We start from the raw sequence: 10,938 nt of genomic DNA on the forward strand, positions 1-10,938 counted from the left end.
GCCAGGCGCTGGTCGACGCGACGATGGCGGAGTTCGGCAAGGTCGACATCCTGGTCAACAACGCCGGCGTCGGGACCGCCTACCCGGCGACCCGCGAGACGCCTGAGCAGTTCCGCCAGGTCATCGACGTCAACCTCAACGGCTGCTACTGGATGGCGCAGGCGTGCGGCCGGGTCATGCAGCCGGGGAGCTCCATCGTGAACATCTCCAGCATGCTGGGCCTGACGACGGCCGGGCTGCCTCAGGCTGCCTACGCCGCGAGCAAGGCGGGACTCATCGGGCTGACCCGCGACCTCGCGCAGCAATGGACCGGCCGCAAGGGCATCCGCGTGAACGCGCTGGCCCCGGGCTTCTTCGAGTCGGAGATGACCGACGCCTACCCCGAGTCCTACATCGAGTCCCAGCTGCCGCGCATCCTGGTCGGCCGCAAGGGCGACCCCGATGAGCTCGCCGCCGCGCTGATCTTCCTCGTCAGCGATGCCGGCGGGTACGTCACGGGGACGACGATCCCGGTCGAGGGCGGGATGCTGGCCACCTGACCGATCAGTCGGCGTGCGCGAACAGTGCGGTCATGCGGTCGACCAGTTGCGGCCACACCGCCCGCGGCAGGTCGTGTCCCATGCCGTCGACGACGAGCAGTTCGCAGTCGGGAATGGCGGCCGCGGTGGCGTGGCCGCCGCTGACGTTCACCAGTTGGTCCTCGGCACCGTGGATGACGAGGACGGGCATCGGCAGCGACTTGAGGTCGCGCGTCCGGTCGGGGGTCGTGAGGATGGCGGCGAGCTGGCGGGCGACGCCGGCGGGGTCGTAGGCGCGGTCGAAGGAGAGCCCCGCCCGGGCGCGCAGCGCCGCCTCGTCGAACTCGAAGCCGGGGGAGCCGATCACCCGGTAGGTGTCGACGACCCGCTGGACGGCGCCCTCCCGATCGCCCGCAGGTGGCGTCAGGAGCAGACCCAGTGCGGCGTCGGACGGTCCTCCGACGGAGGTGTCGCCCGTCGTCGACATGATCGACGTGAGGGTGCGGACCCGCTCGGGGGCGCGCAGGGCGACCAGCTGGGCGATCATCCCGCCCATCGAGGCGCCGACCAGGTGTACCCGGTCGAGCCCGAGGGCGTCGAGCAGGCCCACCGTGTCGTCGGCGAGGTCGGTCAGCTGGTAGGCCACCGACGAGTGGTCCCCGCCGAGGATCGACAGGACGTCGGGAGCGCCGGCGTCGTGCACGTGGGTCGAGAGACCGATGTCGCGGTTGTCGAAGCGGACGACGAAGTGCCCCCGGTCGGCGAGCTCGCGGCAGAAGTCGTCGGGCCAGCCGATCATCTGCGTGGCCAGGCCCATGACGAGCAGGACGGGCGGGTCCTCGCGCCGGCCGAAGGTCTCGTAGGCGATCTGGATGTCGCCCACCTGTGCCCGCTGGATCGCCTCGCTCGTCATGAGCGGCGACGGTAATCCACCGTTCCCGGCCCCGCCGGGCCGGTCCTGCGGCCGGAAAATGTCGGTACGGGGTGCGAGGGTCCCGGCCACCGCCGTCGGGGCGGTGCCGATGCCGCGGAGGTTCCCGTGCCGGTCGAGCTGATCAATCCCGAAGGCCTCCCGAGGTCGGAGTTCTACACCCAGGTGGGCCTCGCCACCGGCACCCGCACGGTCTACGTCTCGGGTCAGGTGGCCAGGACGGCCGGGGGCGAACCCGTCGGTGCGGGCGACCTGCCCGCACAGGTGGAGCAGGTGTTCCTCAACGTGGCGACGGCGTTGGAGGCAGCGGGAGGGACGTTCGACGACATCGCGAAGCTGACGCTCTACGTGGTCGACTGGTCCGAGGCGAAGATGGCCGGGCTGGGGGAGGGCGTGGGCCGGGTCTCCGGACGGCTGGGCTTCACGCCGCGGCCGACGACGCTGATCGGCGTCGCGGCGCTGTCGGAGCCCGACCTGCTGATCGAGGTCGAGGCCATCGCCGTGCTGGCGTGAAGCGGAAGAGTGCCCCCGGCAGGATTCGAACCTGCGCCCCTGCCTCCGGAGGGCAGTGCTCTATCCCCTGAGCTACGGGGGCTCGTCCGGTCGTTCGGTGAAGACGCTATCAGCCCGGCTGGTGGCGCCCGGCCATGGCCCTGGTGAGGGCCCTCAGGGCGCCGGGAGGGGGCTGCCGCCGCGCTCGGACAACATGTTCGTCATCAGCGACGTCTCCGCCGACTGCGACTCGACGATCGTCTCCGCCAGGTCCCGGACGGGCGCGAGGAGGGCGTGCTCGGCCGCGTACTCGGCCATCTCCTTGCCACCCTGGTGGTGGCGGATCATCAGCCGCAGGAACTCCACGTCGAACTCGGTGCCCGACAGCCCCCGGAGGTTCGCCAGCTCGTCCTCGGTGGCCATGCCCGGCATCAGGCCGCCCTCGCCCGTCGCGTGGCCGGCGTGGCCCCCGTCGCCCATCCAGGCCATCGGGTCGCCGCCCGTCGGCTGCAGACCCCAGAGCGTGAGCCAGCCCTGCATCCGGCCGGTCTGGTTGGTCTGCGTCGCCGAGATGTCGAACGCGAGCCCGCGCACGGCCCGGTCGTCGCTGCGGCCCGACGCGAGGTTGGCCATCTCCACGCCCTGCAAGTGGTGGCGGGCCATGTCCCGGGAGAACCCCGCGTCGACCGAGTCGGCCGACGGGACCTCGGTCCGTCCGATGCCCAGGACCACGGCGAGACCGCCGCCCACGAGCACCAGGCCGACCGCGATGACCGCCAGCAGGACGCGGCGGAGCGCCCGCGGACCGGGCTCGGCGGGGGAGTCCACCACGGGACCTCCGTTCAGGGCCTGGGCCGGGACCGTGCCGGTGCTCACTGGGCGGGTGCGGCCTCGGCCACCAGCGGGTTGGCGGCGAAGGTAGGGTTCTCGCAGCTCGCGCCGGGCTCGGGGGTGAACTCGCTGTTCAGCGTGAGGAAGTCGGCGAACTGCACGAGCCTCGGGTCGTCGGCGGAGTCCACCTTCAGCTGGTGGCCCCATGCCTGGATGCTGATCGGGGAGTCCAGGCCCGCGTACGGGGACAGCATCCGGCCCGCCTCGTTGGTCACGAGCGCGGCGAGCGTGTCGACGTCGTCGCCGGAGACCTCGTCCGGGTTGTAGGTCACCCACACGGCGCCGTGCTCGAGGCTGTGCACCGCGTTCTCGTGCCGGATGTCGACGTCGTAGACGGTCCCGGTGCAGTCGGCCCAGTCCGGCGGCGGTGCGTGCGGACCGCCGACCGGCGGCGACTCTTCGTAGGAGACCGCACCGGCGACGTGCTCCTGACCGGCGGGGTAGTCGTAGGTCTCGACGCCGGCGATCTCGTCGATGCTCTCGATCTTGTCCTCGTTGGCCTTGTTCACCTGCAGCACCGCGTAGGTGATGACGGCGGCGGCGAAGACCACCACCGCCACGGCGCCCGCGATCAGGCCCCACGGGCGCTGCGGCGCGACGACGCTGGCCGCGGGCCGGGTGCGCCCGCCCTTGCCGCTTGCCGCCCCGGCGCCTGACCTCGAGGAGCCGGTGCGCTTCCCGCCGGTGCTGTCGGGCGTGCGGTCCTTGGCCAAGGCCTCTCCTCGTTCAGTGGGGGCCGTTCGTCGCGACGGCGCCGGTAGGGACGCCGCCGGTCGGCCTCTCCGGTACCCCACTGTAGGTCGGCTCCCTGGGTGATCCCCGGAACCGCGGTGCAGGGGCGGGGCGGGCCGCCGGGGCCCCACGCCCCGGTCAGTACGCTCACCCGGTGACACCGGAGCAGCTGCGGGACCTCGTACGGACCGCTGTGGGCGGAGCCGTCGGTCGCGGCGCGCTCGCCGTCGACGTGCCCGACGAGGTCGTCGTGGAGCGGCCGAAGAACCGCGACCACGGCGACTACGCGACCAACATCGCCCTCCGGCTGGCCAAGGCCGCCGGCCGGCCGCCGCGCGAGGTCGCCGAGATCCTCGCCGAGGAGCTGCGGGCCCAACCGGCGATCGCCTCCGTCGACGTGGCCGGCCCCGGGTTCCTCAACCTCACCCTCGCCCAGGGGGCGCTCGGCCGGATCGCCGTCCAGGCCGTGACCGCCGGCGCCGGGTACGGCCGCACCGACACCCTGGCCGGTCAGAACCTCAACCTCGAGTTCGTCTCGGCCAACCCGACGGGGCCGGTCACGCTCGGCTCGACCCGCTGGGCGGCGGTCGGCGACGCGGTCGCCCGGTTGCTGGAGGCCAGCGGCGCCGACGTCAGCCGCGAGTACTACGTGAACGACGCCGGTGCGCAGATCGAGCGGTTCGCGCGGAGCCTGCAGGCCGTCGCACTCGGCCGGCCGGTGCCCGAGGACGGGTACCAGGGCGACTACGTCGAGCCGGTGGCCCAGCGGGTCCTCGCCGAGACCCCCGGACTGCTGGACCTGCCCGAGGAGGAGCAGGTGCCGGTGTTCGCGGAGAAGGGCGTCGCGGCCATGGTCGCCGACATCCGCAGCACGCTGGAGGGCTTCGGCGTCCACTTCGACACGTTCTTCTCCGAGCGGACGCTGCACGAGTCCGGCGCCCTGGAGAAGGCGCTGGCGACGCTGCGCGAGCAGGGGCACGTGTTCGAGCGGGACGGCGCCGTCTGGCTGCGGACGACGGACTTCGGCGACGACAAGGACCGGGTCCTGGTCAAGGCCGACGGTGAGCCGACCTACTTCGCCGCCGACTGCGCCTACTACCTCGACAAGCGTGGCCGCGGCTTCGACAAGATCGTGATCATGCTCGGCGCCGACCACTCCGGCTACGTCGGTCGCTACAAGGCTCTGGTGGCGGCGGCCGGCGACGACCCGGCGACGCACCTGGAGATCCAGATCGGCCAGCTGGTCAACCTGGTCCGCAACGGTGAGCCGGTCCGGATGAGCAAGCGGGCCGGCAACTTCGTGCTGCTCACCGACCTCGTCGACGCGGTCGGCATCGACGCGGCCCGGTACGCCCTGGCGCGCGCGTCGGTCGACCAGCAGATCGACATCGACGCCGACCTGTGGAGCCGGCAGACGAACGACAACCCGGTCTTCTACGTGCAGTACGCGCACGCCCGCATCTCCTCGGTGCTGCGCAACGCCGCCGAGCTGGGCCTGTCCCTGGGCGATGCGGACGACGTCGACGTCGCCGCGCTCACGCACGTCCGGGAGACCGACCTGCTGCGGGCGATCGGGGAGTTCCCGCGCATCCTCACGGGTGCGGCGGAGCTGCGCGCCCCGCACCGCGTCGCCCGGTACCTCGAGGAGCTGGCCGGGACCTACCACCGGTTCTACGACTCCTGCCGCGTCCTGCCCAGGGGCGACGAGGAGGTCACCGCGCTGAACACCGCGCGGCTGTGGCTCTGCTCGGCGACAGCCACGGTGCTGCGCAACGGCCTCGCCGTGCTCGGCGTGCAGGCGCCGGAGCGGATGTGAGGGCGCACCCGGCTGGTCCTCTCCACGGGAACATCCAGCAGCCGACCGCCGCCGGTGCGCCGCCGGGCGACCTCGGCGCGCTCGACCCGCACGTCTGGCCGCGCTCGGCCGAGCGCATCGGCGGCGAGCTGCACCTGGGCGGCCGTGCAGTGACCGACCTCGCGCGGGCGCACGGCACGCCGCTGTTCGTGCTCGACGAGGACGACTTCCGCGGCCGGGCGGGGGACTTCGCGGGCGCGTTCGCCGACGCCGACGTGCACTACGCGTCCAAGGCGTTCCTGTGCGGTCAGGTGGCCCGGTGGATCGCCGACGACGGTCTGCACCTGGACGCGTGCAGCGGCAACGAGCTGGCCCTCGCGCTGGCCGCCGGCTTCCCGGCCGAGCGGATCGCACTGCACGGCAACAACAAGTCACCGGCCGAGCTGCAGCTCGCGGTCGACTCGGGGATCGGGCACATCGTGCTCGACTCCTTCGACGAGATCGAGCGACTCGTCCCCATGGCCGCTGCCCGGGTCGCTGCCGGCGGGCCGCCCGTGCCGGTGCTGATCCGCGCGACGGTCGGCATCGAGGCGCACACCCACGAGTTCATCGCCACCGCGCACGAGGACCAGAAGTTCGGCTTCTCCCTCGCGACGGGCGACGCGCTCACCGCCGCCGTCCGGGTCATCCGGGAGCCGGCGTTGCAGCTGACCGGCCTGCACAGCCACATCGGCTCGCAGATCTTCGACACCGCCGGCTTCGAGGCCGCCGCCCACCGGGTCGTCGGACTGCTCGGCCAGGTGCACCAGGCGACCGGCGAACTGCTCGGCGAGCTGAACCTCGGCGGCGGCTTCGGCATCGCCTACCTGACCGAGGACGACCCGGTCAGCCCCCAGGACGTCGCGACCCGGCTCCGGTCGGTCATCGCCGCGGAGTGCGCCGCCCTCGACCTGCCGGTCCCGCGGCTGGCGGTCGAGCCCGGGCGGGCCATCGCCGGCCCCGGCACGGTCACGCTGTACGAGATCGGCACGATCAAGCCGGTGCGGCTGGGCGCCAGCGGCGCCCCGGGCACCCCGCTGGTGCGCAACTACGTCTCCGTCGACGGCGGCATGAGCGACAACATCCGCACCGCGCTCTACGACGCGAGCTACACCTGCGTGCTGGCCAACCGTGCCTCCGACGCCCCGCCGGCGCTCTGCCGCGTCGTCGGCAAGCACTGCGAGAGCGGCGACATCCTGGTCCGTGACCTGTGGCTGCCGGCCGACGTGCAGCCCGGCGACCTGCTGGCGGTGGCGGCGACCGGCGCCTACTGCTGGTCGATGGCCAGCAACTACAACTACCTGCTCAAGCCGCCGGTCGTGGCGGTGCGGGACGGCGTCGCCACCGAGATCGTCCGCCGGCAGACACTGGCCGACGTGTTCGCCCTCGACGCGGTCCTCGCCGACGGCCCGGCTCCGTCTCCGGCGCCGTCCCAGCCCGCCCCCGAGCACCCGGTGGGAGTGCGCTCGTGACACCGCTGAAGGTCGCGCTGCTGGGCTGCGGCACCGTCGGCAGCGCGGTGCTGCGGCTGCTCGACGAGCAGGCCGACGACCTGGCCGCCCGGATCGGCCGCCGGGTGGAGGTCGCGGGCATCGCCGTCCGCCGGCCGGCCCACCACCCCGACGTCCCGGCGCACCTGCTGACCACCGACGCCGAGTCGCTGGTCACCCGCGAGGACGTCGATCTCGTCGTCGAGGTCATCGGCGGGATCGAGCCGGCGCGCTCGCTGATCCTGGCCGCCTTCGAGGCGGGCAAGTCCGTCGTCAGCGCGAACAAGGCGCTGCTGGCCGACGACGGCGTCGCGCTGCACGCCGCGGCCGCGAAGTCCGGGGTGGACCTGTACTACGAGGCCGCCGTCGCCGGGGCGATCCCGCTGCTGCGTCCGCTGCGCGAGTCCCTGGCCGGGGACCAGCTGCGCCGCGTCGTCGGCATCGTCAACGGCACGACCAACTACATCCTGAGCCGCATGGCCGAGACCGGCGCCGGGTTCGCCGAGGCACTTGCCGAGGCGACCGAGCTGGGCTACGCCGAGGCCGACCCGACGGCCGACGTCGACGGCTTCGACGCCGCGGCCAAGGCCGCGATCCTCGCGTCACTGGCCTTCCACACCCCGGTCACCGCGGCCGACGTGCACCGCGAGGGCATCTCGGCGGTGTCGGCGACCGACGTGGCACGGGCGGCCGAGATCGGCTGCACCGTCAAGCTGCTGGCCATCTGCGAGCGCGTGCCGAACGGGGACGGCGACTCGGTGGCCGTGCGCGTGCACCCGGCGATGATCCCGACCACGCACCCGCTGGCCTCCGTCGGCGGGGCGTTCAACGCCGTCTTCGTCGAGGCCGAGGCGGCGGGGCAGCTGATGTTCTACGGCCAGGGCGCCGGCGGGCAGCCGACGGCCAGCGCGGTGCTCGGTGACCTGGTCGCCGTGGCGCGCAACCGGCTGGCGGGCGCGGCAGGGCAGTCGACCACCGGCTACGCGAACCTCGCCGTCCGGCCGATGGCCGAGACGCCCACGCGGTACCACGTGAGCCTGGACGTCGCGGACAAGCCGGGCGTGCTCGCGACCGTCGCGCACGAGTTCGCCGTGCACGACGTGAGCATCTCCACGGTGCGCCAGAACGGGCGGGGCGACGAGGCGACCCTGGTGATCGTCACCCACAGCGCCCCCGACGCCGCGCTGTCTGCCACCATCGCCGCGCTGCGGGACATGCCCGCCGTCCGGGGTGTCACGAGCGTGCTGCGCGTGGAGGGACTGTCATGAACGCGACTCCGGGCTGGCCGGGGCTGATCGAGGCGTACCGCAAGCGCCTGCCGGTCAGCGAGAGCACGCCCGTGGTGACGCTGCAGGAGGGCAACACGCCGCTGCTGCCCGCGCCGGAGCTGTCCCGCCGGACGGGCTGCGAGGTCTACCTCAAGGTCGAGGGCCTGAACCCGACGGGCTCCTTCAAGGACCGCGGCATGACGATGGCGATCAGCAAGGCCGTCGAGGAAGGTGCGAAGGCGGTCATCTGCGCCTCCACCGGAAACACCAGTGCGAGTGCCGCGGCCTATGCGGCCCGCGCCGGCATCACCTGCGCCGTGCTCGTCCCGCAGGGCAAGATCGCGATGGGCAAGCTCGCCCAGGCGCTCGTGCACGGCGCGCAGCTGCTGCAGGTCGAGGGCAACTTCGACGACTGCCTGGCGCTGGCCAGCAAGCTCGCGATCGACTACCCGGTGAGCCTGGTCAACAGCGTCAACCAGTTCCGCATCGAGGGGCAGAAGACCGCCTCGTTCGAGATCGTCGACGTGCTCGGCGACGCCCCCGACATCCACTGCCTGCCGGTCGGCAACGCAGGCAACATCACCGCCTACTGGCAGGGCTACGGCGAGTACTCCGCCGACGGCATCGCCTCGCGGACCCCGCGGATGTGGGGCTTCCAGGCGGCCGGGGCGGCACCGATCGTCACCGGTCAGGTGGTCGAGCAGCCCAGCACCATCGCCACGGCCATCCGGATCGGCAACCCGGCGTCGTGGACCAAGGCCCTCGCGGCGCGCGACGAGTCCGGCGGCCGGATCGACGCCGTCACCGACCGCGCGATCCTCGCCGCCTACCGGCTGCTGGCCCGCTCCGAGGCGGTCTTCGTCGAGCCGGCGTCGGCCGCGTCCGTCGCCGGGCTGCTGCAAGTGGCCGCGGCCGGAGAGCTCGAGCCCGGCCGGCGGATCGTCTGCACCGTCACCGGCAACGGGCTCAAGGACCCGGAGTGGGCCATCTCCGGGGCCCCGGCGCCCGTGACCATCCCCGTCGACGCCGCAGCGGCCGCCGCGCAGCTCGGCCTGTGACGGGGGTCAGGGTCCGCGTCCCGGCGACCAGCGCGAACCTGGGGCCGGCGTTCGACTGCGCGGGGCTCGCGCTCACCTGCCACGACGTCCTCGAGTTCGCCGTCCGCCCGTCCGGGCTCTCCGTCGAGGTCTCGGGCATCGGCGCCGGTGACCTGCCGACCGACGAGTCGCACCTCGTCGTCCGCGCGTTCCGGGCGGCGTGCGCCGAGCTCGGCTGGCAGCCGACCGGCCTGTCCGTCGTCGCGGAGAACGCCATTCCGCAGGGACGGGGGATGGGGTCCTCGGCAGCAGCCGTCGTGGCCGGTGTGGTCGGCGCCTGGGCGTTGTGCCCGGACGTCGATGCCGTCGACGACGACGCGGTGCTGCGGCTGACCACCCGGCTCGAGGGGCATCCCGACAACGTGGCGGCGTGCCTGCTCGGCGGGGCCACGCTGTCGTGGACGGAGCCGGGGGGAGCGCGGGCGGTCCGGCTGGACGTCGCCGCCGGAGTGCACCCCGTGGTGCTGGTGCCGGACGGCACGCTGTCCACCCACGTCGCCCGCGGGCTGCTGCCGGAGCTCGTGCCGCACGACGACGCCGCGCACAACGCGGCCCGGTCGGCCCTGCTGGTGCACGCGCTCACCCGGGATCCGTCGATGCTGTTCGACGCCACCGACGACCGGCTGCACCAGCGCCAGCGCGCCGCCGCCATGCCGGAGTCGATCGCCCTGGTCGACCGGTTGCGGTCCGCCGGGCACGCCGCCGCCGTGTCAGGGGCCGGTCCCAGCGTGCTGGTGCTGACCGACGGCGAGGGGGCTGCTGCCCTTCCCGCACTCACCCCGACGGGGTGGTCCTCCTGCGCGCTCGAGGTGGATGCAACCGGGGCAGAGGTGCTGGTCGAGGCGCCTGAGGTATCTTCTCCATAACGAGGAACACGCTGGAACCCACCGGTGTTGTCCAGTCCGTGAGCTGCGTCTAGGCTCACGGCGTAGCCGCCCACTCGGGCGAGCCTCGCGCGGGGCCGAAGCAGACGATCTCTCTTCGCCGCTGATCCGCCTCGCAGTTTTTCGACCTGTTCCCCGTGCTGCGTCCCCGCCTCCGGGCCGGACCGGACGGGGACCGGGGCACCCCCTGCGCTGGAACGCGCAGGTCACCGCAGGGAAGGACCTGTACGTGAGTGAAACCACCGACCTCGTCGAGACCGGCGCGACCGACGCCGCCGGCACGACCGAGGCGCCTGCCGCTTCTGGGACGACGGGCAGCCCCCGGCGCCGCGGCAACGGGCTCTCCGGGATGCTGCTCCCCGAACTGCAGCGCCTGGCGGCCGAACTGGGCATCTCCGGCACCGGCCGGATGCGCAAGGGTGACCTCGTCGCCGCCATCTCCGCCCGCCAGGTGGGCGGAGGATCCGCGACCGCGGACGCCCCTGCGAACGGCGCCGCCAACGGTGCGGTCGCCGACGCGGCGCCGGCGGCCCGCGGCATCGCGGCGGAGTCCGCTCCGCTGGAGGCCCCTGTCAGCGGCGGCGCCAACGGCGGCCCGCTGACCGGCAGCACCGAGACCGCGCCCGTCGTCGTCCGCTCCCGCCGCGGTGCCAGCCGGCCGGCCGGCTCCCCGTCGGTCGATGTCGCCCCGGCCGAGGACACCGCCGCCGCGTCGGACGCCGGCACCCGCACCGAGAACGCCCCCGCCGACGACGAGCAGCGGACCGACGGCGACCGGCCGCAGCGCAACCGCGGTGAGCG

At 73.4% G+C, this 10,938-nt stretch carries 11 protein-coding genes and 1 tRNA gene; 8 read left to right on the plus strand and 4 right to left on the minus strand.

Annotated features, from left to right (window positions below):
* Nucleotides 1-539, plus strand: a 539-nt coding sequence (locus E4P40_RS22850) for an SDR family oxidoreductase (protein WP_135160687.1), incomplete at its 5' end; no start/stop codon positions are given.
* A 4-nt stretch (nt 540-543) separates the two neighbouring features.
* Here E4P40_RS22850 and E4P40_RS22855 read toward each other — a convergent pair.
* Nucleotides 544-1,431 (minus strand): alpha/beta hydrolase, encoded by an 888-nt coding sequence (locus tag E4P40_RS22855; protein ID WP_245160527.1) that lies wholly within the window; start codon nt 1,429-1,431, stop codon nt 544-546.
* A gap of 126 nt (nt 1,432-1,557) precedes the next feature.
* Between E4P40_RS22855 and E4P40_RS22860 the strand changes: the two genes are divergently transcribed.
* A complete protein-coding gene (locus E4P40_RS22860; RefSeq protein ID WP_135160688.1) occupies nt 1,558-1,962 on the plus strand; it encodes a RidA family protein in 405 nt (134 codons plus the stop codon).
* Nucleotides 1,963-1,972: 10 nt separating this feature from the next.
* On the opposite strand, the gene E4P40_RS22865 is transcribed toward E4P40_RS22860, so the two are convergent.
* The 3 genes from E4P40_RS22865 to E4P40_RS22875 all read right to left on the minus strand — a co-directional run bounded on the left by E4P40_RS22865 (nt 1,973) and on the right by E4P40_RS22875 (nt 3,545).
* Nucleotides 1,973-2,044, minus strand: a tRNA-Arg gene (locus E4P40_RS22865).
* 71 nt (nt 2,045-2,115) lie between these two features.
* The gene (locus E4P40_RS22870; RefSeq protein ID WP_245160528.1) at nt 2,116-2,772 is read right to left on the minus strand and encodes a DUF305 domain-containing protein; all 657 of its coding nucleotides are present in this window, start codon (nt 2,770-2,772) and stop codon (nt 2,116-2,118) included.
* A 41-nt stretch (nt 2,773-2,813) separates the two neighbouring features.
* A complete protein-coding gene (locus tag E4P40_RS22875) occupies nt 2,814-3,545 on the minus strand; it encodes a DUF3105 domain-containing protein (RefSeq protein WP_135160689.1) in 732 nt (243 codons plus the stop codon).
* Between the two features lie 173 nt (nt 3,546-3,718).
* On the opposite strand from E4P40_RS22875, the gene argS reads away from it, so the two are divergent.
* The 6 genes from argS to E4P40_RS22905 form a co-directional block, all read left to right on the plus strand.
* Nucleotides 3,719-5,380, plus strand: a complete 1,662-nt coding sequence (gene argS / locus E4P40_RS22880) for an arginine--tRNA ligase (RefSeq protein WP_135160690.1) — start codon at nt 3,719-3,721, stop codon at nt 5,378-5,380.
* The gene (gene lysA, locus E4P40_RS22885; protein ID WP_135160691.1) at nt 5,377-6,870 is read left to right on the plus strand and encodes a diaminopimelate decarboxylase; all 1,494 of its coding nucleotides are present in this window, start codon (nt 5,377-5,379) and stop codon (nt 6,868-6,870) included. The genes argS and lysA overlap by 4 nt, the downstream gene beginning before the upstream one ends.
* A complete protein-coding gene (locus E4P40_RS22890; RefSeq protein ID WP_135160692.1) occupies nt 6,867-8,156 on the plus strand; it encodes a homoserine dehydrogenase in 1,290 nt (429 codons plus the stop codon). The genes lysA and E4P40_RS22890 overlap by 4 nt, the downstream gene beginning before the upstream one ends.
* On the plus strand, nt 8,153-9,214 hold the full coding sequence (thrC, locus tag E4P40_RS22895) for a threonine synthase (RefSeq protein ID WP_135160693.1): 1,062 nt from the start codon (nt 8,153-8,155) through the stop codon (nt 9,212-9,214). The genes E4P40_RS22890 and thrC overlap by 4 nt, the downstream gene beginning before the upstream one ends.
* Complete coding sequence (thrB, locus tag E4P40_RS22900; RefSeq protein WP_135160694.1) at nt 9,211-10,119, plus strand: homoserine kinase; 909 nt, start codon at nt 9,211-9,213, stop codon at nt 10,117-10,119. The genes thrC and thrB overlap by 4 nt, the downstream gene beginning before the upstream one ends.
* A gap of 247 nt (nt 10,120-10,366) precedes the next feature.
* Nucleotides 10,367-10,938: Rho termination factor N-terminal domain-containing protein (locus E4P40_RS22905; protein ID WP_209305473.1), on the plus strand; the 572-nt coding region annotated here is incomplete at its 3' end.

This window comes from Blastococcus sp. CT_GayMR20 (assembly GCF_004570345.1).